General features: G+C 74.8%; 23 protein-coding genes. 12 read left to right on the top strand and 11 right to left on the bottom strand.

The window, feature by feature from the left end; translation table 11 throughout:
• Positions 1-44: 44 nt before the first annotated feature.
• Positions 45-239 carry a hypothetical protein gene (locus tag ACFV5H_RS13695; RefSeq protein WP_385194742.1) on the bottom strand — a complete coding sequence of 65 codons (195 nt, stop codon included), beginning with the start codon at positions 237-239 and terminating at the stop codon, positions 45-47.
• Positions 240-481: 242 nt separating this feature from the next.
• A complete protein-coding gene (locus ACFV5H_RS13700) occupies positions 482-1735 on the bottom strand; it encodes a cytochrome P450 (RefSeq protein ID WP_385056243.1) in 1254 nt (417 codons plus the stop codon).
• Positions 1736-1907: 172 nt separating this feature from the next.
• Here ACFV5H_RS13700 and ACFV5H_RS13705 point away from each other — a divergent pair, with 172 nt between their 5' ends.
• From ACFV5H_RS13705 to ACFV5H_RS13735, 7 genes are all read left to right on the top strand, one after another.
• Positions 1908-2411 (top strand): hypothetical protein, encoded by a 504-nt coding sequence (locus tag ACFV5H_RS13705; RefSeq protein ID WP_385194744.1) that lies wholly within the window; start codon positions 1908-1910, stop codon positions 2409-2411.
• A gap of 242 nt (positions 2412-2653) precedes the next feature.
• Positions 2654-3616, top strand: coding sequence for an NAD-dependent epimerase/dehydratase family protein (locus tag ACFV5H_RS13710; RefSeq protein WP_385194747.1), 963 nt, complete (start codon positions 2654-2656; stop codon positions 3614-3616).
• An 18-nt stretch (positions 3617-3634) separates the two neighbouring features.
• Complete coding sequence (locus ACFV5H_RS13715) at positions 3635-5302, top strand: carbamoyltransferase (RefSeq protein ID WP_385194750.1); 1668 nt, start codon at positions 3635-3637, stop codon at positions 5300-5302.
• Positions 5299-6363 (top strand): glycosyltransferase family 2 protein, encoded by a 1065-nt coding sequence (locus ACFV5H_RS13720; protein WP_385194752.1) that lies wholly within the window; start codon positions 5299-5301, stop codon positions 6361-6363. The genes ACFV5H_RS13715 and ACFV5H_RS13720 overlap by 4 nt, the downstream gene beginning before the upstream one ends.
• Before the next feature lie 313 nt (positions 6364-6676).
• Complete coding sequence (locus tag ACFV5H_RS13725; RefSeq protein ID WP_385194755.1) at positions 6677-7924, top strand: glycosyltransferase; 1248 nt, start codon at positions 6677-6679, stop codon at positions 7922-7924.
• 73 nt (positions 7925-7997) lie between these two features.
• Positions 7998-8624 carry an SIS domain-containing protein gene (locus ACFV5H_RS13730; RefSeq protein ID WP_385194758.1) on the top strand — a complete coding sequence of 209 codons (627 nt, stop codon included), beginning with the start codon at positions 7998-8000 and terminating at the stop codon, positions 8622-8624.
• Positions 8621-10045, top strand: coding sequence for a PfkB family carbohydrate kinase (locus ACFV5H_RS13735; protein ID WP_385194761.1), 1425 nt, complete (start codon positions 8621-8623; stop codon positions 10043-10045). The genes ACFV5H_RS13730 and ACFV5H_RS13735 overlap by 4 nt, the downstream gene beginning before the upstream one ends.
• 103 nt (positions 10046-10148) lie before the next feature.
• On the opposite strand, the gene ACFV5H_RS13740 is transcribed toward ACFV5H_RS13735, so the two are convergent.
• The 4 genes from ACFV5H_RS13740 to ACFV5H_RS13755 all read right to left on the bottom strand — a co-directional run bounded on the left by ACFV5H_RS13740 (position 10149) and on the right by ACFV5H_RS13755 (position 13320).
• Complete coding sequence (locus tag ACFV5H_RS13740; protein WP_385194897.1) at positions 10149-11375, bottom strand: MFS transporter; 1227 nt, start codon at positions 11373-11375, stop codon at positions 10149-10151.
• A 360-nt stretch (positions 11376-11735) separates the two neighbouring features.
• Positions 11736-12299 (bottom strand): hemerythrin domain-containing protein, encoded by a 564-nt coding sequence (locus ACFV5H_RS13745; RefSeq protein ID WP_385056221.1) that lies wholly within the window; start codon positions 12297-12299, stop codon positions 11736-11738.
• A 91-nt stretch (positions 12300-12390) separates the two neighbouring features.
• Positions 12391-12924, bottom strand: a complete 534-nt coding sequence (locus ACFV5H_RS13750) for a DoxX family protein (protein ID WP_385056219.1) — start codon at positions 12922-12924, stop codon at positions 12391-12393.
• A gap of 72 nt (positions 12925-12996) precedes the next feature.
• The gene (locus tag ACFV5H_RS13755; RefSeq protein WP_385056216.1) at positions 12997-13320 is read right to left on the bottom strand and encodes a hypothetical protein; all 324 of its coding nucleotides are present in this window, start codon (positions 13318-13320) and stop codon (positions 12997-12999) included.
• A 147-nt stretch (positions 13321-13467) separates the two neighbouring features.
• On the opposite strand from ACFV5H_RS13755, the gene ACFV5H_RS13760 reads away from it, so the two are divergent.
• Entirely contained in the window at positions 13468-14349 is an 882-nt protein-coding gene (locus tag ACFV5H_RS13760; protein ID WP_385194763.1) for a fructosamine kinase family protein, read from the top strand.
• Position 14350: 1 nt separating this feature from the next.
• Here the strand turns inward: ACFV5H_RS13760 and ACFV5H_RS13765 are convergent, their stop codons facing one another.
• The 3 genes from ACFV5H_RS13765 to ACFV5H_RS13775 all read right to left on the bottom strand — a co-directional run bounded on the left by ACFV5H_RS13765 (position 14351) and on the right by ACFV5H_RS13775 (position 18278).
• Entirely contained in the window at positions 14351-16009 is a 1659-nt protein-coding gene (locus ACFV5H_RS13765; protein WP_385056210.1) for a catalase, read from the bottom strand.
• A 196-nt stretch (positions 16010-16205) separates the two neighbouring features.
• Positions 16206-16442, bottom strand: coding sequence for a hypothetical protein (locus ACFV5H_RS13770; protein ID WP_030869562.1), 237 nt, complete (start codon positions 16440-16442; stop codon positions 16206-16208).
• Between the two features lie 270 nt (positions 16443-16712).
• A complete protein-coding gene (locus tag ACFV5H_RS13775; RefSeq protein ID WP_385056206.1) occupies positions 16713-18278 on the bottom strand; it encodes a helix-turn-helix domain-containing protein in 1566 nt (521 codons plus the stop codon).
• 74 nt (positions 18279-18352) lie between these two features.
• Between ACFV5H_RS13775 and ACFV5H_RS13780 the strand changes: the two genes are divergently transcribed.
• The 3 genes from ACFV5H_RS13780 (at position 18353) to ACFV5H_RS13790 (ending at position 21401) form a co-directional block, all read left to right on the top strand.
• Complete coding sequence (locus ACFV5H_RS13780) at positions 18353-18973, top strand: L-threonylcarbamoyladenylate synthase (RefSeq protein WP_073935933.1); 621 nt, start codon at positions 18353-18355, stop codon at positions 18971-18973.
• Between the two features lie 78 nt (positions 18974-19051).
• Positions 19052-19807 (top strand): dienelactone hydrolase family protein, encoded by a 756-nt coding sequence (locus ACFV5H_RS13785; RefSeq protein WP_385056203.1) that lies wholly within the window; start codon positions 19052-19054, stop codon positions 19805-19807.
• An 88-nt stretch (positions 19808-19895) separates the two neighbouring features.
• On the top strand, positions 19896-21401 hold the full coding sequence (locus ACFV5H_RS13790; protein WP_385194766.1) for a metallophosphoesterase family protein: 1506 nt from the start codon (positions 19896-19898) through the stop codon (positions 21399-21401).
• A gap of 1 nt (position 21402) precedes the next feature.
• On the opposite strand, the gene ACFV5H_RS13795 is transcribed toward ACFV5H_RS13790, so the two are convergent.
• A complete protein-coding gene (locus ACFV5H_RS13795) occupies positions 21403-22368 on the bottom strand; it encodes a TauD/TfdA dioxygenase family protein (RefSeq protein WP_385056198.1) in 966 nt (321 codons plus the stop codon).
• A gap of 112 nt (positions 22369-22480) precedes the next feature.
• Between ACFV5H_RS13795 and ACFV5H_RS13800 the strand changes: the two genes are divergently transcribed.
• The gene (locus ACFV5H_RS13800) at positions 22481-23311 is read left to right on the top strand and encodes an aldo/keto reductase (RefSeq protein ID WP_385056196.1); all 831 of its coding nucleotides are present in this window, start codon (positions 22481-22483) and stop codon (positions 23309-23311) included.
• Between the two features lie 401 nt (positions 23312-23712).
• Here ACFV5H_RS13800 and ACFV5H_RS13805 read toward each other — a convergent pair whose 3' ends face one another.
• On the bottom strand, positions 23713-26031 hold the full coding sequence (locus ACFV5H_RS13805) for a SpoIIE family protein phosphatase (RefSeq protein WP_385194769.1): 2319 nt from the start codon (positions 26029-26031) through the stop codon (positions 23713-23715).
• Positions 26032-26064 lie beyond the last annotated feature (33 nt).

Consider the following 26064-nt stretch of genomic DNA (forward strand, 5'->3'; position numbering starts at 1 on the left):
CGCCGGCCCTGGGCCGGCGCCGACGCCGTTCCCGGGCGCGGCCGTCACTGCTCCGCTTCCGCGAGCAGGGCGTACGCGATGGCCACGAACGGGTCGTGGGCGCGGAAGCGGCGGGTGCGGACCGCGGCCGGGGCCGTGCCTTCCCGTCGTCCCAGATCTGCTCGGCCGGCGGATTCCGGGACGGCCCCGAACCGCTGCGTGTCCGGGAGTGGACGTGCGGGGCCCGCGGGACGGTGCACGACCGCGACCACGACGCGGCCCGCGACGTCCTCGCCGAAGGACGCCGCATCGTCACCGCCGGGCGGGCGGAGGCGTGGAACGCCTCGTGGAGCGCGGGCCGGACCAAGGCGAAAGCCCGGGCACAGCGCGGTGGGGCAGGAAGCCCCGGAAGGGGCGGCCGCCCCGGGCCGGAATCCCTGGGCCTCGGACCGGGGCGCACGTCGATTTCGTCACTTCTTCGACAGGCCGCAGGAGTACGGAATCACGAGGAGACGGCGGGCGGGCGTACGCCGGACAGGAGCACGCCGCTGTGCGGGCGGGTCGGGACCCGGTGCAGCGGGATCGCGAGATTCTGCTCCGGCACCGTGTACTCCGTTCGTGCGAGCCGCACCGCGAGCGCCTCCAGCACGCCGACGGTGATCCCCTCGCCGGGGCAGCGGTGGCCGGCGGCCGGGTCGCCGCCGCCCTGCGGTATCAGTTCGTCGCGCTCCACGGGCCGTTCGAGGAAGCGCCGCGGACGGAAGGCGTACGGATCGCCCCACAGCGACTCGTCGTGGTTCTGCCCGTACACGTCGAGCACCACCAGCCCGCCGGCCGGGACCCACTCGCCCCGCCAGTACAGGTCCCGGGCGGCCAGACCGCCGAGGAACGGCACGAACGGGTAGAAGCGGCGCACCTCGTGGGTGAACGCGGCGGTGAACGGGACGTCCCCGTCCGCCAGGGGCGCCCGGTGCTCGGGCCACTTGTGCAGGGCGTGCGCGGTGAAGGCGACGAACCAGGCGACGGCGGTCGTCGGACGGACGACGTTGAGCAGTTCCACCGCGGCCGTCTTCTCGTCCAGCGCCCCGCCGTCCGCGTCGCGGTGCCGGCACACCAGGTCGAGGACCGAGTCCTCGGGGGCGGTGACCGTGCCGGACCGTACGTCCCGCACCAGCCGGCCCAGCCGGTCCTCCTGCCGGGCGCGGGCGCGCCGGGCCCGCAGATGGCGCGGTCCGGCGGTGGCGAAGCCGTCGACCATGGCGATCATGTCGCGGGCCGTCGCCTCCGCGTCGGCATCGGCCGGCGGTATGCCGGCCCATCGGTGGACCCCGGTGGTGAGCACCGTGGCCGCCTCGTCGAAGAGCACGACGGAGCCGCGCCGGCCCCAGGCGGGTACGGCCTCGTCCCAGGCTTCGGTCACGTGGTCGACGAGGCCGGCGATCCGGCCGGGGGCGAGCAGCGGCAGGAACAGGGACTTGCGGGTGCGGTGGGCGACGCCGTCGAGGGTGTGCACCGCCTCGTGGCCGAACAGGGTGGCGAGCACGGGTTCGGGGATGGCGCGGTGCCGGTGCACGTTCTGTTCGTCGTAGAAGAACCGCACCGCTTCGGGGCCGCGCAGGGCGAGTGCGGGCCGGCCCAGGATCCGGGTGCGGACCACGGGGCCGGGGGTGTCGCGCATCCGGTTGGGCAGCCAGGCGTAGCCCTCGGCCAGCAGCGGCAGGGTGCGGTCGATCAGGGGGCGGCTGAGTACGTCCATCGCCGTCGGGTGCCCCGGGGGGATGGCGGGACACTCCGGGCGGGGCGGGGCCACCCGTTCGGATGTGGCCGAGGCCACGTGCCGAAGGAGGTCGGGGTCATACCGGGACGGGTGGGGCGGCGGCTAGCGTTCCGTGCGGTCCTTTCACCCCAGCAGCTCGGGCGGCCCGGCAGTGCAAGCAGATCTCTCACCGGTCATCGCGGCGACGGCGCAGTGGCTGACGTGTTCCTTTCCCGCGCCCGGCGGGGCGCTGGCCGTCGCGCTGTGCGAGGCGCAGGCGCGACAGGCGGTGACCGTCGCGGCGCGGCTGCGGTACCCGACGGAGATGGATGCCGCCCTGGTCGGGCTGGCGGGGCCGGGGGGTTCGGGGCGGCTCGACCGGGTGACCGGGGCGGACGCGGAGGACTCGGGCGAGGCGTGGCGCACGTGGGTCGACGAGGTGGTGGCCAGCTGGGCGGTGTGTCTGCTGGCCGATCCTAAGCTGGCCGGTCTCGCGGTGAGCACGCTCACGGGGGGTGCCGTGCCTGCCGAGTTCCGTCGGCTGGTCGCGCCCGACGAGGCGGATCTCCGGGCGGCGGCGCTGCTGCGGCATCCGGATCTGGTGGCTCCGGTGGCGGGGCTCCACCAGTCGGCGCTTCTTGGACGACTCGATCCGGATGCCACGCTTGTGATGTGACCCCGCGGCGTCCTGCCGGCCCTGCGCTCGCGGGATGCTGTGCGTGGGTGCGGGACGGGGGTGTTCGCGCGGCCCGGCGCTCGCGGGGTGCCGTCGCGCCCCCCCGTGCCGCCCTGCGGCACGACTGCCCGCGGGAACGACCGCCCGCGGAGGGCGCGGCTCGCGGGGGTCACGTTCTGTCATTCACCGGAACGCAGTAGGCGAGCGGGCCGGGGGTGGGAGCGGGGGGCAGGGTGGGCGGTATGAGTACCGTCATATCGCGGAAGTGGGAGCACGCCGTCGTCACCGGTGGGGCGGGATTCGTCGGGTCCCATCTGTGCGCCGCCCTGCTCGACGCGGGTGCCGCCGTCACCTGCGTGGACGACCTCAGCACCGGCCGCCCGGAGAACATCGCCCCGCTGCTCGAACGGCCCGGGTTCACGCTCGTACGGGCCAACGTGGCGCAGGAGCTGCCGGTCGACCGGCCGACCGACCTGGTGCTGCACTTCGCCTCCCCCGCCTCCCCGGCGGACTATCTGCGGCTGCCGCTGCACACCATGGAGACGGGCAGTCTCGGCACCCGCAACGCCCTGAAGCTCGCCCAGGACACCGAGGCCCGCTTCGTCCTCGCCTCCACCTCGGAGGTCTACGGCGACCCCCAGCAGAATCCGCAGGACGAGCGGTACTGGGGCCACGTCAACCCGGTCGGTCCGCGCAGCGTCTACGACGAGGCCAAGCGCTTCGGCGAGGCGCTGACCACCGCCCACGCGGAGGCCCACGGCACGGACACCTGCATCGTGCGGCTGTTCAACACCTACGGCCCGCGGATGCGCGGCCACGACGGCCGCGCCGTACCGACCTTCGTCCGGCAGGCCCTGGCCGGCGAACCCCTCACCGTGACCGGTGACGGACTGCAGACCCGCTCGCTGTGCTACGTCGACGACACGGTGGCCGGCGTCCTCGCGGCGGCCGCCCACGGCATGCGCGGCCCCGTCAACATCGGCAACCCCGGTGAGATCACCATGCTGGGCCTGGCCCGTCTCGTCGTCGCGCTCGCGGGTTCCCGCTCGGCGGTCCGCTACATCGAACGCCCGGTGGACGACCCCGCCGTGCGCTGCCCGGACATCACGCTGGCCCGCGACAAGCTCGGCTGGGAGCCCCAGGTGGCCGCCGAGGAAGGGCTGCGCCGCACGATCGACTGGTTCCGCGCCGAAGCCCGTCGCTGAGCGAAAGGCCCGTCCGCCATGCGCATCCTCGGAATCAACGCCCTCTTCCACGACCCCGCGGCCGCCCTGGTGATCGACGGCCGGACCGTCGCCGCCGCGGAGGAGGAGAGATTCTCCCGGCGCAAGCACGGCAAGCGCCCGCTGCCGTTCTCCGCCTGGGAGCTGCCCGAGCAGGCCGCCGCCTGGTGTCTGAAACGGGCCGGGCTGCGCCCGGAGGACCTCGACGCGGTCGCCTACTCCTTCGACCCGGCGCTGGCCCGCCCCGCCGACGCGATGGGCCTGGACGACCCGTGGGACCACCTGCGGCTCACCTACGCGCGGGAGGCCCCCGGCTTCCTGCGGACCGCGCTCCCCGGACTCGACCCCGGCCTCGTCCGCTTCGTACCGCACCACATGGCGCACGCCGCCTCCGGCGCCTTCGCCGCACCGGACGCCGGGGACTGCTCCGTCCTCGTGCTGGACGGCCGCGGCGAACGCGCCTCCCACCTCGCCGCCCGCCGGGTGCGCGACCGGCTCGAGCCGCTGCGCGCCCAGGACCTCCCCCACTCGCTCGGCCTGGTCTACGAGGAACTCACCGAGCACCTGGGCTTCCTGCGCTCCTCCGACGAGTTCAAGGTGATGGCCCTCGCCTCCCACGGCACCCCGCGCATGCTGCCCGAACTGCGCCGGTACGTGTGCCCGACCGGCGACGGCGGCTTCCACGCCACCGGTGTGCCCTGGCACGAGATGTGCGCGCCGCGCGGCCCGGACGAGCCGTGGACCCAGGACCACGCCGATGTCGCCGCGAGCGCGCAGGCCGTACTGGAGGAGACCCTGCTGGACCTGGCGCGCTGGCTGCACGGCCGTACCCACCACTCCGTGCTCGCCCTCGCCGGGGGCGTCGCCCTGAACTGCGTCGCCAACTCCCGCATCGCCCGCGAGGGCCCGTTCTCCCGGGTGTGGGTGCAGCCCGCGGCCGGGGACGCGGGGACCGCGCTCGGCGGCGCCCTGCTGCTGTCCGCCGGCGCCGGTGACGGACCCGAGCCCATGACCGGCGCCGACCTCGGCCGGGACTGGTCCGACGCGGAGCTGGGGGCGTGGCTGAAGACGGCCTCCGTCCCCTTCGAGCGGCCGGCGGACATCGCCGCCACCGTGGCCCGGACACTGGCCGGCAACGGCATCGTCGCCTGGTTCCAGGGACGCAGCGAGTACGGGCCCCGGGCGCTCGGTCACCGCTCGCTGCTGGCCCACCCCGGACACGCGGGCAACCTGGAGCGGCTCAACGACGTCAAGGGACGTGAGCAGTTCCGGCCGGTGGCGCCGATGGTGCTCGCCGAACGGGCCGCCGAGATCTTCGACGGGCCGCTGCCGAGTCCGTACATGCTGTTCGTGCACGACGTGGCCCCCGCCTGGCGGGACCGTGTCCCGGCCGTGGTGCACGTCGACGGCACCGCCCGCATCCAGACGGTCGATCCGGCGCGCGAGCCCCTGGTGGCGCGGATGCTGGGCGAGTTCGAGCGGCTGACCGGGCTGCCCGTGGTCGTCAACACCAGCCTCAACACGGCGGGCCGGCCCATGGTGGACGACCCTCGCGACGCCCTGGAGTGCTTCGGCTCCTCCCCCGTCGACCTCCTGGCCATCGGCCCGTACGCGATCCGGCGCGGCGATCTGTTCCGCTTCGGCGACGCCGGCGAGGGGTCCCGGTGACCGGGCCGGCCGCCCCGGACGGGGAGTACGCGGTGGTGGTGCCGACACTCGGCAGGCCCGGCCTCGGCCGGTGCCTGCGGGCGCTGGCCGAGGCGGACGGGCCCGGCCCGGTACGGGTCGTGGTGGTCGACGACCGCCCGGATCGGGCCGGTGCGCCGCTGACCGCCGCCGTCCCGCCGTCGCTGCGCTCGCGCACCCTCGTCGTACCCGGCGGGGCGCGGGGTCCGGCCGCCGCCCGCAACACCGGGTGGCGGGCCGCCGGGGACGCGCCGTGGATCGTCTTCCTCGACGACGACGTGGTGCCCGGCCCCACCTGGGCCGACGACCTGGCGCTCGACCTCGCCGGGGCGAGCGTCGCGACCGCCGGGATCGCCGCCCGGATCGAGGTGCCCCTGCCGCCGGACCGGCCGCCCACCGACTGGGAGCGGGGCACCGCCGGGCTGGCCCGGGCCCGCTGGATCACCGCCGACATGGCGTACCGGCGCCGGGCGCTGGAGGCCGTCGGCGGCTTCGACGAACGGTTCCGCAGGGCCTTCCGGGAGGACGCGGACCTGGCGCTGCGGGTGCTCGACGCCGGCTGGACCCTGTCCGAGGGCCGCCGCACCACCGCCCACCCGGTGCGGCCGGCCGGGCGCTGGATCTCCGTACGGCTCCAGGCGGGCAACGCCGACGACGTGCTGATGACCAGGCTGCACGGGCGCGGCTGGTGGCAGCGGGCACAGGCACCGCGGGGCCGGCTGCCCGCGCACCTGGCGCTGACCGCGGCGGGCCTGACGGCGGCGGGCTGTCTGCTGTCCGGCCGGCCGCGTACGGCGGTGGCGTGTGCCACCGGGTGGCTGGCGGGGACCGCCGAGTTCGCCCTCGCCCGGATCCTGCCGGGCCCGCGCACCCGCGACGAGATCGTCACGACGGTCCTCACCAGCGTGCTCGTCCCGCCCGCCGCGACCTGGCACTGGCTGCGCGGCCACGTCGTGCACCGCACGGCACGGTCCCGCCCGCACCGGGCCGGTTCCCCCGCGCCCGCGCACTCCCCGTCGGCCGACGAACGGCTCCTGTCGTGACCCGCCCGTCCCGCCGGCCGCCCCCGGTAGCGGCCCCTCCGTTCGTGGCCCTCCGCGGCCGACCCGCCGGCCCCGCCGAGGCCGCGTCCCGGCCGGCGGGGCGCACGGCCTCCACCGTGGCGGACCCCCGCACCCGGGCCGTACGGCCACCAGGGGGAAGCCGCCCGGTCCGCCCGCCGTGCGGCCGGTGTGCCCGTCCGGTCCGGCGGACGACCGCGGCCGGGACAGCCGGCGTCCGGCCGTGGCGGCGGTCCGGGGTGCCCGGGAACATTCCGCCGTGGCCTGTGCCGCGACCGATCACGGAGGTGCGCCCATGACCCCCGCTTCCGGCCCGCTCGCCCCGGGCGTGCTGTCCGTCGCCCTGGTCTCGGAACACGCGAGCCCGCTCGCCGCCCTCGGCGGGGTGGACGCCGGCGGGCAGAACGTCCATGTCGCCGCCCTGGCCGGGGCGCTCGCCGACCGCGGCCACCGCGTCACCGTGCACACCCGCCGCGACGCGCCCGAGCTGCCCGACCGGGTGACCCTGCGCGAGGGTGTCGAGGTGCACCACGTCCCGGCGGGCCCCGCCGAGCCGGTCCCCAAGGACCGGCTGCTGCCGTACATGGACGAGTTCGGGCGCCGGCTCGCCCGGGAGTGGCGGGCGCGCACGCCGGACGTGGCGCACTCGCACTACTGGATGTCGGGGCTGGCCTCGCTGGGGGCGGCCCGGGAGCTGGGGCTGCCGCTGCTGCACACCTATCACGCGCTGGGCACGGTCAAGCGCCGGCACCAGCGGGCCGCCGACACCAGTCCGCCGGAACGGATCGGCTGCGAGATCGAGGTGGGGCTGGGCTGCGACCGGATCGTCGCCACCTGCCGGGACGAGGTCGCCGAGCTGATCCGGATGGGTGTGCCGGCGTACCGGATCGGGGTCGTGCCGTGCGGTGTCGACACGGACCGGTTCACCCCGGTGGGCCCGGTCGCGCCGCGCGGCCCGTTCCGGTACCGGCTGGTGCAGCTCGGGCGGCTGGTGCCGCGCAAGGGCGCCGCGGTGTCGGTGGCCGCGCTGGCGCGGCTGCCCGGCACGGAGCTGGTGGTGGTCGGCGGGCCCCCACCGGAACTCCTCGGCGAGGACCCGGAGGTGCGGCGGCTGCGCGGCGTCGCGCGGGACGCCGGGGTCGCCGGCCGGGTCCGGTTCACCGGCGGGGTGGACGCCGCGCGGGTGCCGGCGCTGCTGCGCTCCGCCGACGTGGTGCTGTGCCCCGCCGACTACGAGCCCTTCGGAATCGTCCCGCTGGAGGCCATGGCCTGCGGCCGTCCGGTGGTGGCCACCGCGGTCGGCGGCCAGCTCGACACGGTCGCCGATCCGGGCACCGGCCGGCTGGTGCCGCCCGGCGACCCGGAGGCACTGGCCGGGGCCGTGGCCGGGCTGCTCGCCGATCCGGCGGCCCGGGAGGCGTGCGGGGCGGCCGGCCGTCGCCGGGTGCTCAGCCGCTACGGCTGGGCACGGGTCGCCGCGGCCACCGAGGAGGCGTACTGCGAGGTCCTCGACGCCGAGCCCGCCGCGACCGGGACCGGCTGAACCGCCGACGTCCGACGTTGGAAGGAGGTGCGGGTGCCGCCGCCGTCCCCCGAGGCGGTGCGCCCGAGACGCCATGACCGAAGACTCCGCCCTCGAAGCCGCCCGGCTGCACTGCCGGTCGCTCCAGGAGGCCCTCGACGGCTTCTGCCGAAGCGGCCTGCCCCGGATCGCCGACTGGGGCGGACGCCTCGCCGCCGTGCTCACCGACGGCGGACGGCTGCTGGCCGCCGGCAACGGCGGCAGCGCCGCCCAGGCCCAGCACCTGACCGCCGAGCTGGTCGGCCGCTACCGCCGGGAGCGGCGCGCCTATTCGGCGCTCGCCCTGCACGCGGAGACCTCCAGCGTCACCGCCATCGGCAACGACTACGGCTTCGACCACGTCTACGCCCGCCAGGTGACCGCCCACGGACGTCCCGGCGACGTGCTGATGCTGCTGTCCACGTCGGGGCGCAGCGCCAATCTGATCGCGGCGGCGGTGACGGCCCGGCAGGCCGGGCTGCGGGTCTGGGCGCTCACCGGGCCCGGCCCGAACCCGCTGGCGGAGGCCGCCGACGAGGCGCTGTGCGTGGCGGCGGGCAGCACCGCGACCGTCCAGGAGACGCATCTGGTCGCCGTACACCTGCTCTGCGAGTGTTTCGACGCCGCCGTGGCCGCGCCCCTCGCGCGCGGTGCGGTGGCCGTCCCCGGGAGGATGTCATGACCGGTCCGAAGCCGCTGGTGGTGGTGGGGGACGTCCTGCTCGACGAGGACATCGAGGGGGTCGCGACCCGGCTGGCCCCGGACGCGCCCGCCCCGGTCGTCGACGTCACCGGTGACCGCCGGCACCCGGGCGGGGCCGGGCTGGCCGCCGCGCTCGCGGCCCGCGGCGGCCGGGACGTGGTGCTGGTGACCGCGCTCGGCGACGACCCGGCCAGCGAGGCCGTACGCCGGGAGCTCAGCGGCCGGATCCGGCTGTTGGAGCTGCCGCTGCACGGCACGCTGCCGGTGAAGACGCGGGTGCTGGCGGGCGGGCGGCCCGTGGTGCGCATCGACCGGGGCGGCGGGACGCCGGGCGAGCCGGACGACGCGGTGCGCGAGGCGCTCGCGGGCGCGCACGCCGTCCTCGTCGCGGACTACGGACGGCACACCGCGGGGGCCGTGCGTCCGCAGCTGGAGGACGCGGCCCGGCACACGCCACTGGTGTGGGACCCGCATCCCAAGGGCGACCCGCCGGTGCCGGGGGCGCGCCTGGTCACGCCCAACGCGGCTGAGGCGGTCGCGCTGTGCGCCGGTTCGCCGGGGGCGTCCGGGGCGCCGGGGGCGTCGTTGGGTGCCTTCGCCGAGCGCGGGGCGGAGCTGGCGGAGCGCTGGCGGGCGGCGGGTGTCGCCGTGACGCTCGGCGAGCGCGGGGTGCTGCTGACCCGGCCGGGCGGGGGTACGCCGATGCTGATCCCGGCGCCGTTCCGGGCGGACGGGGATCCGTGCGGCGCGGGTGACTGCTTCGCCGCGACGGCCGTCGCCGCGCTGGCCGACGGGCTGCTGCCGGAGGAGGCGCTGCAGCGGGCGGTCGCCGAGGCGGCGGCGTTCGTCGCGGCGGGCGGGGCGGGGAACCCGGACCTGTGGCACGCGCCGGCCGTGCCCGGGCCCGCGCACGGGTCCGCCGCCGACGCGTTCGAGCTGGCGGAGGGGGTGCGGGCGCGCGGGGGGACGGTGGTCGCCACGGGGGGCTGCTTCGATCTGGTGCACGCCGGGCACGTCGGACTGCTGGAGAGTGCGCGGCGGGTCGGGGACTGTCTGATCGTGTGCCTGAACTCCGACGCGTCGGTCGCTCGGCGGAAGGGGGCGGGGCGGCCGCTGACGCCGGCGGCGGACCGGGCGAGGGTGCTGGCGGCGCTGGGGAGCGTGGACGCGGTGGTGGTGTTCGAGGAGGACACCCCGGAGGTGGTGCTGGGGCGGTTGCGGCCGGATGTGTGGGTGAAGGGCGGGGACTACTCCGTGCAGGAGCTGCCGGAGGCGGGGGTGTTGCGGTCCTGGGGTGGGCAGGCGGTGGTGCTGCCGTATCTGGACGGGCGCTCCACGACGTTGCTGGCCCGGCGGGCGGCTGAGGCGGCGGCGGTCGCCCTTCAAGCGCCGGACGGGTGAGCGGGGGGCGGGGAGGTTTTTTCGCCCCGCCGCCCCTTCCCGTCCCGCCCCGGACCCCGCTCCTCAAACTCCCCCAAAGGGGGCACCCCCAGAAGGGCTGGATCTACGCGGCTGTTTCCAGAGTGGCCCGGCTGAGGACGGCCGAGGCCTGGGTGCGGCGGGTGTGGAGGAGGTGGCCTGCCGCTATCGAGCCGGCGATGATCAGGCCGCCGGTGATCAGGGCGCCGCGGGGGCCGGCCAGTTCCATGAGGAGGCCCAGGGCGGGCGGGCCGCCCAGGCTCCATACCGTGCCGACGCTGCCCCAGACGCCCAGGACGCGTCCGCGCAGATGGGCGGGCGGGTCGGTCTGCAGGACGGCCGTTCCGGCGGTGTCGGAGACGGACTCGACGACGGCCATGGGCAGCACCAGCACCAGCAGCACGGCCAGCGACGGTGACATTCCCGCCACCACCTGCAGCAGCGCGCCCGTCGCCGCGAGGGCGCCGACCAGCCGCACGGACGGCCGGCGCAGCCGCGCGCCGAGCACCGCGCCGAGGATGCCGCCGACCGCGAGGACGGTGGACACCGTGCCGAACGCCCCGGCGCCGCCCGCGAGCGGCCCGGTGACCAGGACGGCGAGGGTGAGCCCGTAGTTGCGGCCGAAGACCGCGCTGATGCCGGTCACCCCGGCGAGCGCGAGCAGCCGCGGCCGGCGGGCGAAGAAGGCGATCCCCTCGCGGACGGTCATGGCGTTCCGCGGACGCTCGCCCTTCCCGCCCTTCTCGACGACGTGCCGGACCGCTCCCGCCGCCGGGCGCAGGAAGGGGATGACCGCGGTCACGAACAGGAAGGAGAACCCGTTGGCGAAGTAGGCGGCGGCGGTGCCGAGGAACCCGACCGTCACCCCGGCGAGCGCGGCGCCCGCGAGCCGGCCCGCGTTGAACACCAGCGCGCCCACGCCGATGGCGGAGGGCACGTCCTCGGCGGGGACGAGGTCGTTGCCCAGCAGGGCGCACGCCGGGTTGTCGACGGTGGCGATCATGCCGGTGACGGCGGCCAGCACCATCAGGGACGTCATGTCGAGCCGGTCCAGCGCCACCAGGGTCGCCGTGGTGAACGCGATCACGGCCAGCAGCGCCTGGCTGACGGCGGCCGTCAGCTTCCGCGGCCAGCGGTCGACCGCCGCGCCGCCGAGGACGCTCATGAGCAGGGCCGGGGCGGCCTGCACGGACATGGACAGACCCGTGGCGGCGGCGGACCCGGTGATCTGGAGGACCAGCAGGTTCTGCACCGTGAGCTGCATCCACGTACCGGCGTTGGACACGAAGTTCGCGACGGACCACCAGCGCATGCTGCGGTGCCGCAGGGAGCGCCAGGGCGAGCGGGACTCGGGCTGGGCAGGGGGGAGCGAGGAAGACACAGATGCGCTACTCGGGGGGACGAGTCGGAGGACTCAGCGGAGGGGCGCGGGAAGCGGAACGCCGGCTGCGCTGCGCGGCGGTTCCCGTCGCCCGGAAGGGCGCGGCCCATCGTGGCAGAAGGGACCGCCGAGTCGGTTCCGGGCAGCCGGTGGTCAGGGGGACGCGGACGTCAAATGTGCTCTCGTATAGGGGACTTGGGCCGTGAGTGTGGTTGCTCACAAGGACGGGGGAGGGGCCCGTCACCGGTGTGACGGGCCCCTCCCTCCGTGTCCCCGTGTGCGCCCCTGGCGTCAGCCGAGCCTGCCGCGTCCGCTCAGCGCGTCCCGGACCCGGTCCACCATGCCGGCGCCCGGTGCCAGCAGCTTGTTCGCCGGGGGCTTGTCCGGGGCGGACGGGTGCGGCCGGGTCGGGGCCGTCTTCTTCGCCTGCCGGACCTTGTCACCGAGCTGGTCGAGTGCCTCCGGGGAGCAGGAGGCGCGCAGCATCGGGAACAGGTTCTGCTCCTCGTCGGCGACGTGCTCGCGGATCTCGCTCATCAGCGCGCCGATGAGCCGGTCGAACTCGGCGTCGCCCGCGTCGCAGCCCTCCAGCTCCTTCATCGTCCGCTCGGCCGTGGCGTGGTCCTCGAGCTCACGGTCGGCCAGCGCGTCCCCGTTCTCCACGTGCTCGCGCACGGCCGGGTAGAGGTACGCCTCCTCGGCCACCGAGTGCCGGACCAGCTCGATGGTGACCTGGTCGGCGTACGTCTTGCGGTCCTTGTGGCCGGGCGGCAGTGCCTCGATCTTGCCGAAGAGCTCCTCGACCTCCCGGTGATCGGTCACCAGTTCGTCGATGACGTTGCCTCCGTGTCCCATGTCCTTCTCACCTCCGGTTCGTGGTGGCACCCGGCCGGGTCCACCCGCCGACGAGTCCCCCCGACTCCGGGGAGCTAACGCGGTCCGCGCGTCAGCAGGACAGCTTGGCCCGGACCCGGCCGGCCGCCGCGGCGGGACCGGCCCCGGCCCGGACGGACCGGCGTACGAGGTGGGCGTCGCGGCGCAGATCATGGGCGGCGTGCCGGCTCCGCCAGAGCAGTGAGGGGGCGGCGCCGGTGTCGTCGGCGGCGATCAGCAGACCGCCGAGCATCGACAGGTTCTTCAGGAAGTGGATGCGCTGCTGCATGCGCTGACCGGGGTCCTCCTCCTCCCAGAAGCGGTGGGCGGCCAGCGTCGTGGGCACGAGCGTGACGGCGACGGCGAGCGCCGCCGGGCGGGACAGGCGTCCCGTGGCCAGCAGCAGTCCGCCCACGACCTGGACGGCGCCGCTGAGGCGTACGGCGTCCTCGGTGCGGTCCGGCAGCACCGCGACACGGTCGGTGACGGGCTTGACGACGGACTCGGCGATCGGGGCGACGTTCTGGGGATTGCGGACGGAATCCAGCCCGCCCGCGACGAACATCGACGCCAGCATCGGCCGGCCGAGGACGCGCAACAGACTCATGCCTTCTCCTGGAGGTGTGGGTGGTGGAGGTGCGCCGGGTTCCCCGCCGGGCGGGGACCATTCGGCACGCCCTCACCAGAAGCGGGTGGTGAGCGCGGGCCGGTGGACGGCCTGGACGGCGTCGCGCAGGCACAGGGCGACGCCGATGGTGGTGCGCAGGGCCGAGGGCCGTACGGTCTGGGCGGTCTCCGTGGCCAGGACCAGCAGGCAGCCCGCCGCCTGTTCCACCACGGACACCGGGAGGGTGTAGTCGCTGTCGGCGGCCGCTCGGAACGCCTTCAACGGGATTCCGGCGCCGTCCACGGTCCGCCGGGCGGCCTGCTCCAGATGGTGCGCGGCCTGTTCGCACAGCGTGGCGGGCAGGGTGAGGGTGCGCTGGAACGATGAACTCGTCATGCTCCGAGTGCTCCCCCGGCGCGGTTTCCTTCGATCGGCGGCGGCCGGGATTTCACCGTCCCGCGTGACCGGCCGACGGCGAACGCGGGCGTGCGGGGAGCCCATACCCTGGGCACGACCGCTCGCCCGTACGTGAGGAGTCCGCCCATGAGCTTCCCTCCCGGTCCGGCCGTCCGGGACGGTGACGGGCCCGGGGCCGTGGCGGCCCGGTTCACCGGACGGGCGGTGACCGGTGTGCGTACGCTGTCCGGCTCACTGGCCGAGGTCGCCCTCGACGACGGCCGGGTGGTGGTCGTCAAGAGCGCCGGCGGAGCGCAGGCCGCGCGCGCCGAGGCGGCGGGGCTGCGCTGGCTGGCCGAGGCCGGGACGGTGCGGGTTCCGGTGGTGCACGGTCACGACGCGTACCGGCTGGTCGTCGACCGGGTGGCGCAGGGCCCGCCCGGGCGGGAGGCGGCGCTGCGGTTCGGCCGGGAGCTGGCCGCGCTGCACGCCGCCGGCGCGCCGGCCTTCGGGGCGCCGCCGCCGGGTGGCCCGGTGGAGGCGTTCATCGGGCTCGCCCCGATGCGCAACGTCACCGGCGACGACTGGCCCGGCTGGTACGCCGGGCACCGGGTCCTGCCGTATCTGCGCCGGGCGGTCGACGACGGCACCGTCACCATCGCTGAGGCGGGTGTCGTCGAGCGGGTCTGTGAGCGGCTGCCGGAACTGGCCGGGCCCGCCGAGCCGCCCGCGCGGCTGCACGGCGACCTGTGGAACGGCAATGTGCTCTGGGGCGCCGACGGGCACGTCCGTCTGATCGACCCGGCCGCCCACGGCGGGCACCGGGAGACCGACCTCGCGATGCTCGCCCTGTTCGGCTGCCCCCATCTGGAGGCGGTGCTGGACGGCTACCGGGAGGTGGCGCCGCTCGCCGACGGGTGGCGGACGCGCGTCGGCGTGCACCAGCTGTTCCCGCTGCTGGTGCACGCCGTGCTGTTCGGCCGCGGTTACGCCGGACAGGCGCTCGCGGTGGCGCGGTCGGCCGGGTGACTCACCGGGTCACCACGTGCCGTTCGTCGGGGACGCAGTGGGTCATGGTGAGTCCCTCCACGTCACGGGGCGGGTTGTCGCCGAGGCTCGCCAGCCGCTTGCGGTCCTCGTCGGTGAGGTCCTGGCTCGCCAGGGGCTCCAGGTGGGCGACGTCCTCCGGCATGATGCCGAGGCCCTCGCCGACCCTGCGGCCGAGGTCGTTCTCGACCAGCAGGAAGTGCCACACCATGCGCTCCTGGACCGGCCGGTCGCACTGGGAGATCAGGGTGACGAAGTTCTTCACCAGGTCGTCGCGCTCCCAGTCCTCCATCAGGCAGTACCGCTGGCCCGCCTGGAGGTAGTCGTTGGTGCGTTCGATGCGCTTGCGGGTGAGCCGGCCCCGGATCTCCGGGCCCTGGTCGTCGTGCGTCGGGTACTCGCCCTCGCGCAGACCGCCGGTGATCGACGGCTCGTAGTTGACGTGCGGATTCTCCCCGCCGTTGTCCTGGAAGTACGCCATCTGCCCGTCGCGCTGGTTGGTGCGCACGTCCGCGTGCTTGGCCTGGTTGACCGGCAGCTGGAGGTAGTTCGGGCCGACCCGGTGGCGCTGGGTGTCGCTGTAGGAGAAGGTCCGGCCGACGAGCATCTTGTCGTCGGAGAAGTCCAGCCCGTCGACGAGGACGCCGGTGCCGAAGGAGATCTGCTCGTTCTCGGCGAAGAAGTTGTCCGGCATCCGGTTCAGCACCATCCGGCCCACCGGCTTCGGCGGGAAGTCCTGCTCGGGCCAGGTCTTGGTGTCGTCCAGCGGGTCGAAGTCCAGTTCCGGGTGGTCGTGGTCGTCCATCATCTGGACCAGCAGTTCCCACTCCGGGTACTCGCCGCGCTCCACCGCCTCGTACAGGTCCTTGGTGGCGTGGCCGAGGCCGTCGGCCTGGACGTTCGCCGCGTCCTCGACGGTCATGCTGCGCACGCCCTGCTTGGGCATCCAGTGGTACTTGACCAGCTTGGTGTTGCCCTCGGCGTCGACCCACTTGTAGGTGTTCACGCCGAAGCCCTGCATGTGGCGGTAGTCCGCCGGGATGCCGCGCGGGCTGAACAGGTTGACCAGCATGTGCATCGACTCGGGCGTCTGCGACATGAAGTCGAAGATGCGGCGCGGCTGCTGCTCGAAGGTGACCGGGTCGGGCTTGAGGGCGTGGATGACGTCCGGGAACTTGATGGCGTCCCGGATGAAGAAGACGCCCAGGTTGTTGCCGACGAGGTCCCAGTTGCCGTCTTCGGTGTAGAACTTCACCGCGAAGCCGCGGGGGTCACGGGCGGCCTCGGAGGAGTCCCGGCCGCCGATGACGGTGGAGAAGCGGACGGCCAGGTCGGTGCGCTTGCCCTCCTCCTGGAAGAGCTTGGCGCGGGTGTAGCGGGAGACCGGCTCGTCGCCCCACTTCCCGTACGCCTCGAAGTAGCCGTAGGCGGTGACGCCGCGGGCGTGCACCACGCGCTCGGGGATGCGTTCCCGGTCGAAGTGGCTGATCTTCTCCAGGAACTGGTAGTTCTCCAGCGTGGCCGGGCCGCGGGAGCCGACGGTGCGCTGGTTCTGGTTGTCGTAGACCGGATGGCCCTGCCGGTTGGTGAGTACCTTGCGGTCGTCGCCCGGAGCGGGGCCCCGGCTCGAAACGTCCGTCATGATCGTGGGCTCCTTGCGCTGTTCGACGTCCCTGCGATGCCGTCCGTACGAGGGCCATGCTGCCCCGCATCACCACGGTCGGCGACTCGGGGAGCGGCCGGTTGCGCCAGGTCGGGTGAGGAAGCGGTGCCCCGGGACGGCACGGACCCGGCCGCCGTGGTCGTCCGCGGTGGCCGGGCCTTGTGAAGCGGCGTGTTCAGCCGCCGTTCAGGCGTGCGCGCAGCAGCCCCTTGCCGAGTTCCGCGCCCTTGCGGCTGTCCGCCTGGGCCTTGCGGAACAGGTCGGCGACCTCGGTGTCCTTGGCGCGTTCGGCGTCCTGGATGTAGCTCTCCAGGCGCAGTGCGTTGCTCAGGCACGCCTCGACGTACCAGATCAGGTTGTAGTCCTTGTCCTGCGTGCCGGTGACGCCGCCGGTCTCCGTCTCGCTGGTCATCCGGGCCTCCTCGTCGCGATGCTCGTCACGGGCCCGTCCGCCTCGGTACACGATGCCGGGGGCGGGCCTCCACAGCGGCGGCCGGGTACCCGTCCGCGCCGGAGGCACACAACGACGAAGGGGCGGGGGCGCGACCGGTCCCCCGTTCCGGTCGTGCCCCCGCCGTGCTGCCGAAACTATTCGGAGTGGGGCGGTCCTGTGTACCGCACCGGTGCCCGTTGTGGCCGCCGGAGGGCTCATCCGTGCACAACTGAGTCCGAAAAGCCCGGTTCACCCGCCTGTGAGGACCGGCTGTTCCAGGTCACCCGCCGCCAGATGGGCCAGGACGACCTCGTACAGGTCGGCCCCGGTGGCCAGCAACTGGCGTTCCAGGACCGGTTCGGCGCTGCGCACGTGCTCGCGCACGGTCTGGGCGTGCACGCCCAGGCTCTGCGCGGCCCGCTCGGCGTTGCCCCCGGCGGCGATCCAGGTGCGCAGGGTGCGGCGCACGTTCCGGGTGTCCCCCTCCAGCCGTCCCAGCAGCTCCCGCGCCCAGCCGCCGACGGCGGGGCCGGCCAGCAGGTCGGCGAGGCCCGGGGAGTGCGCCGCGGGGTCGCCGGCCGCCCGCCCGTCCAGGAGGTTGATCTGGGTGTGCAGCGCCAGGTGCACCACGGCGCGGGCGGTGACGTCGTCGAAGTCCGCGCCGAGCATGGTCTCGACGCGTTCCATGCGGGCCCGTACGGTGTTGCGGCTGACGCCGAGGATCTTGGCCGTGTTGACGGCGGTGAACTCCAGGCCGAGGCGGGTGGTGGCGAGGAGTTCGGCGCGGGTGTGGTGCGGCAGCGCGTCGAGCGGGCGCAGCACCCGTGCCGCCCAGCCGCGCAGCGCGGCGGGGTCCATCAGCCGCTCCGGGTGGGTGCGTTCGGCGTACACGGCCGTCTTGTCGGCGCGGAAGCGCGCCACCGCCAGGGCGCTGACGGCCTGCCCGTACGCGGTGGCGGTACGGGCGAGGCTCTGCCACACACTGCCGCCGAGGAAGGTGCCCGGGTGCCGTTCGACCAGCGACCGCAGCTCGCCGGCGGTCGCCTCGCGGGGGCTGACGACGATCACGTGCCCGTCCATCGCAGGGCAGCGCACGACCAGCGCCTCCTCCCGCGTGGTGTCCAGGCACTCCGCGGCGAGCCGGTCGCGCAGGGCGGGCGCGGACTCGACGACGTAGACGCAGGCGGTGTCGGCGTCGAGCAGCCCTGGCCAGAGTCCGGCGGCGACCCGGCGGGCGGCGACGGTGTCCTCGACCATCAGCAGCTGCAGGATCGCGAGGCGCAGATCGGCGGTGGCCCGCCGCAGCCGGTGTCCGGCGGCGGCGGTCTCGTGGGCGGTCAGCAGGAGCTCGATCACCTGGGCGGTGTACGTGACGACGTCGGAGGTGTGCCGGTCGAAGGGGGCCTCGCGGGAGACGGCCAGCACACGGGCCCCCGAGGGGTGCCCGATCCGCACCAGGCGCACATGGCGCCCCTCCCCCTCCCAGGCGGCGGAGGCGATCCGGCCGGAGCCGAGGCCGGCGACGAGGGACTCGTCCAGCGGCAGCCCGGTCCCGGCGAGCAGCGCCCCGGCGGCGTCCTGGAGGGACACCTCCGCGTGCGCGGTGGCGGCCAGCCAGTCGACGACCCTGCGGGCGTCCCGCCCGGCCGGACGCAGATGTTCGAGCAGCTCCCGCGCCCACGCCGGATCCTCCCCGGCCGCCTCCGGCGCCTGCCGGATTCCGTCCCTACGGCCCGCCACCTCGGCCTTCCCCTCGTCCGCTCGTCGTCCCCGGCCCAGGTCGGGGACGTTACCCCACTCGTGCGCGCGACTCATCCCGGCGTGTCGGCGCACCGGGCCCCGGGGCCGACGTGTGCGGTCCTGGCGCACGGGCGGCATAAGCTCGGTGAATGGCGAAGTACTTCGACGTGCACCCCGACAACCCCCAGCCGCGTACCATCGCGCAGGTCGCCGAGAGCATCCGCTCCGACGCCCTCGTCGCGTACCCCACGGACTCCTGCTACGCACTCGGCTGCCGTCTGGGCAGCCGCTCGGGCATCGACCGGATCCGTACGATCCGCAAACTGGACGACCGGCACCACTTCACCCTGATGTGCCGGGACTTCGCGCAGCTCGGCCAGTTCGTACGGATCGACAACGACGTGTTCCGCGCGGTGAAGGCGTCGACCCCGGGCAGCTACACGTTCATCCTGCCCGCGACGAAGGAGGTGCCGCGGATGCTGCTGCACCCCAAGAAGAAGACGGTCGGCGTGCGCATCCCGGACCACGTCGTCACCCAGGCCCTGCTGGCGGAGCTCGGTGAGCCCCTGCTGTCCAGCACCCTGCTGCTGCCCGGCGAGGACGAGCCGATGACCCAGGGCTGGGAGATCAAGGACCTGCTCGACCACCAGGTGGACGCGGTCCTCGACTCCGGCGACTGCGGCACCGAGCCGACCACGGTGATCGACTTCTCGGGCGGCGAGGCGGAGATCGTACGGCGGGGCGCCGGCGACGTCACCCGGTTCGAGTGAGGGCGCCGCGCCGTCCGCCGCGCCCGGCCGGCGTGCCACGATGGGCGTGATCCACACCCTTCGAGAGGCAGCGCAGTCATGACCGCCGTACAGGGAACGACCGTCGGCATCCCCACCGGGGACGGCACCGCCGACGCGTATCTGACGCATCCCGCCGACGGGGGACCCCGGCCGGGGGTGCTGCTCTACATGGACGCCTTCGGTGTCCGTCCGCGGCTGCGGGAGATGGCCGACCGGCTGGCGGAGGCGGGTTACACCGTCCTGGTGCCGAACCTGTTCTACCGGCACGGCCGTGCTCCGGTGGTCGAGCTGCCCGAGTTCATCGATCCGGGGGCGCGGCCGGAGGTCTTCGAGCAGCTCAGGCCGATCATGCTGGAGCTGACGCCCGAGCGGGCGATGCGGGACGCCGACGCGTATCTGCGGTGGCTCGCCGGCTGCCCCGCGGTGGCCGGCGGCCCGGCCGCGGTGACCGGCTACTGCATGGGCGCGGCGCTGTCCCTGCGTACCGCCGGCACCTACCCGGACCGGGTGGCCGCCGCGGCCGGGTTCCACGGCGGCCGGCTGGCGACGGACGCGCCGGACAGTCCGCACCTGGTGGCCGGCCGGATCACCGCCGAGGTGTACTTCGGCCACGCCGACCAGGACCACTCGCTGCCCGGGGAGCAGATCGAGCGGCTGGAGCGGGCGCTGACGGAGGCCGGTGTCCGGCACCGCTGCGAGGTGTACGCCGGGGCGCCGCACGGCTACACCCAGTCCGACACGGCGGCCTACGACAAGGAGGCGGACGAGCGTCACTGGGCGGCGCTGCTCGACCTGTTGGCACGTACCTTCTGACCACTGTCCCCAACTCGGTGCCGTACGACGGGGATCCGCCGGCACCCCGCTCTCCGGCCGCCCACCGCACCGTTGTTACGGTGCACCGGTGTCCGACTCCTCACGTGATACCGCCGAGGGCGCCGGCTGGGGCACCGCTGAACGCGGTGCGTACCGGCGGCTGATGCCGAACCAGGTCGAGAAGATCTCCTGGCTCGACCCGAGAATGCTGTGGGCCGCCCGCAACGGGGTCCTGGCCTCCTGGTTCGGCGACCCCACGGGAGACACCCGCGGGCGCTGGGTGGCCCAGCGGGAGGCGGCCGGCGCACCCGCCGACAAGGTGATCCGGCGTGACGATCCGGACCGGTTCTCGTTCCTGGTGATCGGTGACACGGGTGAGGGCGGCGAGCCCCAGTACGCGGTGGTGCCCGGGCTGCTTCAGGAGGGCCGGGACACCGCCTTCGCCGTGCTCGCCAGCGATGTGATCTACCCGGTGGGCAGCGCCGACGACTACGGCACCAAGTTCTTCCGCCCGTACCGGGACTACCGGGCCCCGATATACGCGATACCGGGCAACCACGACTGGTACGAGGACCTCGGCGGCTTCATGCGCGTCTTCTGCGGCGACGCCCCGCCGTTGCCGCCCGGTCCCCGGCCGCGCCCGCTCACCCGCGCCTGGCTGCGCTCCCTGCTGTGGCACCGGCCGCGCGCCGGGGACGGCGGGCGCCTGGACGAGGCGCGGGAGATGCGGTCCGCGCCCGCCCAGCAGGCGGTGCAGCCGGGGCCGTACTGGGCGATCGACGCCGGGCCGGTGCGGATCGTCGGCATCGACACGGGACTGCTGGGCACGGTCGACGCCGAGCAGGGCGCGTGGCTGCGCGAGGTCTCCCGCGGTCCGCGCCCGAAGATCCTCGTCACGGGCTCGCCCCTGTACGTGGACGGCGAGCACCACCCGTGCCCGATCGAGGGCGGCGGCACCGTCGACGACATCGTCCGCGACCCCGGTCACCACTACGTGGCCGCGATAGGCGGCGACATCCACAACTACCAGCGCTACCCGGTACGGCTGGACGACGGCCGCACCCTGCAGTACGTGGTGGCGGGCGGCGGCGGGGCGTTCACGCACGCCACCCACACCATCCCCCGGGTGGACGTCGCCGGTGTCACCGAGCGGGACTTCCGCTGCTATCCGCTGCGCGGCGACTCCCTCGCCTTCTACAGCAAGCTCTACGGGCGCCGGCTGCGGCTGCGCCGCTTCTTCGCCCTCACCGACGCCGAGGCGATGGCCGTGATCGCCGAACGCCTCGGCATCGGGCCCACCCGTGCGCCCGGCGCACCGGTCCGCGTCACCCGCCGGACACGGCTGGTCGCCGGGCTGCTCGGCACCGGCCGCCGGCCCGACCGGGGCAAGCGGCTGCGGCTGCCCGTGCGCAAGGCCTACACGTCGCTGTTCTCACCGGGTTCGGCCACCTACAGCCCGCCGTTCTTCAAGTGCTTCCTGCGGCTGGACGTGAGCCCGGAGGCGATCCGGCTGCGCTGTCACGCGGCCACCGGCCACCGCGCGCAGGAGGTCGCCCCGCCGGTCGAGGACGAGGTGACCATCCCGCTGAAGTGAGCTACCAGCGGCCGGGGGCGGTACCGGTGAGGGGCCGCGAGGGCCGGCCGTCCACGCCGACGGGTACGTCACCGGCGAGCATCACCCGGTGCATGATCCGCGGGTGGTCGAGGTGGGCGGTGTCGCTCGGGGCCAGGTGGATGGTGGCCCGGTTGTCCCAGAAGGCCACGCTGCCCGGCTCCCAGCGGAACCGCACGGTGTACTCGGGCCGGGTGGCCTGCTCCAGGAGCATCTGGAGGACGGCCGTGCTCTCGGGGCGGGACAGGCCGGTGATCTGCTCGACGTAGTAGCCGTTGACGAACAGCACCCGCTCCCCGGTCTCCGGGTGGACGCGCACCAGCGGGTGCTCGGAGGCGGTCTGGCGGTCCAGCAGATGGCGCAGATAGGCGTCGTCGCCGGGGCGGGGCTGGTAGCCGACCCCCAGCCGGTGCTCGGCGCGCAGCCGGTCGGCGAACTCCCGCACCGGGGCGGAGAGTCCGGCGTACGCCGCGGCCAGGTTCGACCAGGTGGTGTCGCCGCCGTAGGGCGGGACGGTCTCGGCGCGCAGGATCGTCGCGGCCGGCGGGTCGACGCGGGCGCCGTGGTCGCAGTGCCAGCCGCGCAGCAGGGTGTGGCGGCGGCGCCGCAGCCACTCGTCGTGCTCCATGCCGAAGCGTCCGCCGAGCTCCAGCCGGTCGGCGGTGGTCTCGATCTCGGGGAAGTCCGCCGGTGAGGCCTTGCCGCGCCGGGGCAGCACGACCGGTTCGCCGAAGCGGCGGGCCAGTGCCACGTGTCCGGCGTGGTCGAGGCGCTGGCCGCGGAAGAACACCACCTTCCAGCGGAGCACCGCCGCCCTGACGGCGGCGGTCACGGCGTCGTCGAGGTCACCGGCGAGGTCGACACCGGTGATCTCGGCCCCGATGTGCCCGGCGACCGGACGCACCTCCACCGCCGTGTCCTCCCCCGTGCCGTCCCCGTGCGTCGTCATGCGCTCCCCCCTCCGTCGGTCGTCCCACCGGTCTCCCTACCCGTCCGGTTGATCATTGACCCCTTCGTCCCCGACGCTGGGAGGACGACACTCTCAACGGGAAGGCACCCTGGTGAGCAGCATCCCGAGCCACACCCTCAACGACGGCACCACGATCCCCGCCCTGGGCCTGGGCACCTGGCCGATGGACGACGCCGAGGCGGAGCGGGCGGTGGCCGAGGCCCTGCGGACGGGCTACCGCCTCGTCGACACGGCGACCAACTACCGCAACGAGACCGGTGTCGGCCGCGCCGTGGCCCGGGCCGGCGTCCCGCGCGAGGAGATCGTCGTGACGACGAAGCTCCCGGGCCGGCACCACGGCTACGAGGAGACCCTCGCCTCCTTCGAGGAGTCCCGCGCCCGGCTCGGCCTGGAGTACGTCGACCTCTACCTGATCCACTGGCCGCTCCCCCGCGTCGACAAGTACGTCGACTCCTGGAAGGCCATGGTCAAGCTGCGCCAGGACGGGCTCGTCCGGTCCATCGGCGTCTCCAACTTCACGCCCGCCCACATCGAGCGGCTGGAGAAGGAGACCGGGGTGCTGCCCTCGGTCAACCAGGTGGAACTGCACCCCTTCTTCCCGCAGGAGGAACTGCGCGCGTACCACGCCGGCAAGGGCGTGCTGGTCGAGAGCTGGAGCCCGCTCGGCCGTGGCTCGACGCTCCTGGACGACCTGGCCGTGGCCGCCGTCGCCGAGGCGCACGGGGTCACCCCGGCCCAGGCGGTGCTGCGCTGGCACGTCCAGCTGGGCGCGCTGCCCGTCCCCAAGTCGTCCGACCCCGAGCGGCAGCGCGCGAACCTCGACGTCTTCGGCTTCGAACTGGACGCCGCCCAGATGCGGACCATCGCCGACCGCGCCCACCGGCGGATCGGCGGGGATCCGGAGGCGCACGAGGAGTTCTGACCGGGCGCCCGGCGCCCGCGCGGGCGGCGGTGAAGAACGGGAAGGACCGAGCGGCTCGCCGTGCCCACGGAGGCCGGCCGCCGGCGCACGAGGAGTCCGAGGGCGTGAGCCCGGGCGGCGAGTACGGCGGCCGCACGGTCCTCCGTGGGCACGGCACGTACGAGCCGCTCGGCCACGCCGCGTTCCGGCCGCACGGACCGAAGCCGCACGGCGAGTACGCCCTCGCGCGCTTCCGCGGCGCGGACGGCGACGGCGGCGCGGGGAGGCACGGCTCCTCGTCCGGGCGGCCGAGGGGGGTGCCGGGGGCCGCGGTGCCTCCGGTCCGCGGCGGGGCGGCCGGCTCGCTCCGGCCGGACCCGCGCCCGGGCCGCCGCGGAGTCCGGCGGGGGCCGCGCGGCGGATCACGGCTGCGGCAGCGGCTGTTCCGCCCAGATCGTCTTGCCGCCGTCCGTCTGGCGGCTGCCCCAGCGCTGGGTGAGCTGGGCCACCAGCAGCAGTCCGCGTCCGCCCTCGTCGTAGGCGTGGGCGCGGCGCAGATGCGGTGAGGTGGAGCTGGCGTCGGCGACCTCGCAGATCAGGGTGCGGTCGCGGATCAGCCGTAGCTGGACGGGCGGCACGCCGTACCGGATGGCGTTGGTGACCAGTTCGCTGACGACGAGTTCGGTGACGAAGGCGATCTCGTCCAGCCCCCACGCGGCCAGCCGTTCACCGGCCCACTGCCGGGCGGCGGCCACCTCCTCGGGGTCCGGCGGTACGTCCCTCGTGGCGACCTGATCGGCGCCCAGGGCCCGGGTGCGGGCCAGGAGCAGCGCCACGTCGTCGCCGGGCTCCTGCGGCAGTACGTCCTTCAGCACGCCGTCGCACAGGGATTCCAGCGAGTCGGCGGGCGCCGCCAGGGCACGGCACAGCTCGTCGGTGGCGCGGTCGATGTCGCGGTCGCGGTCCTCGATCAGGCCGTCGGTGTAGAACGCGACGACGGAGCCCTCGGGCAGCTGGAGCTCCGTCGCCTCGAACGGCAGCCCTCCGACGCCCAGCGGCGGGCCCGCGTTCACACGGATGAGCCGGCAGGTCCCGTCGGGCAGCAGGAGCGCCGGCGCGGGATGCCCGGCGGCGGCCACGGTCAGCCGGCGGGAGACGGGGTCGTAGACGGCGTACAGACAGGTGGAGCCCAGCTCGGCGACGTCCCCGCCCTCGGCGGCGAGATGGATGACCAGGTCGTCGAGGTGGGTGAGGAGTTCGTCGGGCGGGAGGTCCACGTCGGCGAGGGTGCGTACGGCGGTGCACAGCCGGCCCATGGTGGCCGTGGAGGGGATGCCGTGGCCGACGACGTCACCCACGACCAGGGCGACCCGGCTGCCGGCCAGCGGGATGACGTCGAACCAGTCGCCGCCGATGCCGGCCGCCGACGCGGAGGGCAGATAGCGGTGGGCGACCTCGACGGCGGCCTGTCCGGGCAGCCCTTTCGGCAGCAGGCTGTGCTGGAGGGTCAGCGCGGTGGTGCGTTCACGGGCGAAGCGGCGGGCGTTGTCGACACAGACGGCGGCGCGGCTGGCGAGTTCCTCGGCGAGCGCGGCGTCGTCGTCGGCGTACCCCTCGGGGTGGATGTTGCGGACGGCGACCGCGACGCCGAGGGTGGTGCCGCGGGCGCGCAGCGGCACGGCCAGCAGGGAGTGGATGCGTGCGGCCGGGGCGGTCGCGCCGCGTTCGGCCATCCACCGGTCGAAGTCCGCCTCACCGGCGCGGGCGAGCACGGCCCTGCTCTCCCGAAGTGCCCGCGCGGGCGGGGAGCAGGGCGGGTAGAAGTCCGTCTGGCCCAGGCGTACGACCGCCTCGGGGGCGCCCTCGGTGGCGGAGCCGTGCGCCACCCGGCGCAGCACCACCCCGGTGCCGGCCCGGGCCGGTGGTTCGTCGGCGCCGAGGACCCAGTCGAGCAGGTCGACGGCGGCGAAGTCGGAGACCGCCGGTACCAGGACCCGTACGAGTTCCTCGGCGGTGCGGACGACGTCCAGGGTGGTGCCGATGGCGGTCGCGGCCTCGTTCAGCAGCGCCAGCCGCCGCCGGGCCCGGTGCTGCTCGGTGCTGTCGAACGCCGCGAGGGCGGTGCCCACCGACTCGCCGGAGGGCCCGGCCACCGGCCACATCTCCATGTTCCAGGCGTGCGGGTGGGGCTGGGTGGGGGCCTGGCTGTAGATCTCGTAGTGCAGGGACTCGCCCGTCTCGGCGACCCGGCGCAGATGCCGGGCCAGGCCGCGGGTGTACTCGTCGTCCTCCATGGGTTCCAGGCAGGACCGGCCGACGAGGCTCTCCTGCGGCTCGCCCAGCAGCCGGCAGGCGGTGTCGTTGACCAGGAGGTAACGCAGGTCGGGGCCGACGACCGAGATCCCCAGGGACGCCTGCTGGAAGGCCCGCGCGGCCAGGGAGGTCTCCGCCGCGTCGGACGGTTCGGCGGTGATCAGGTGTCCGGCCGGGGCGCCCCGGGCGCCCCGCAGGGGCCGGACCGTGAGCCGGGCCGGTACGGAACGGCCGTCGCGGTGACGCAACGTGACCGGGCCCGAGAGGAGGGGCGCGGTGCCGGACGGTGTGTCCTCGGCGAGCAGCGCCCGTACGGCCCGTCCCACGGCCTCCTCGGCCGGGTGTCCGGTCAGCCGCCGGGCGCCCTCGCTCCACCCCGTCACGATGCCGCGGGCATCGACGACCATCGCGGCGGAGGCGTCATCCATTCGTCCAGGATCATCCCATTACGGGCCTGTATC

It is taken from the genome of Streptomyces sp. NPDC059787, from assembly GCF_042732315.1.
GTDB lineage: Bacteria > Actinomycetota > Actinomycetes > Streptomycetales > Streptomycetaceae > Streptomyces > Streptomyces atrovirens.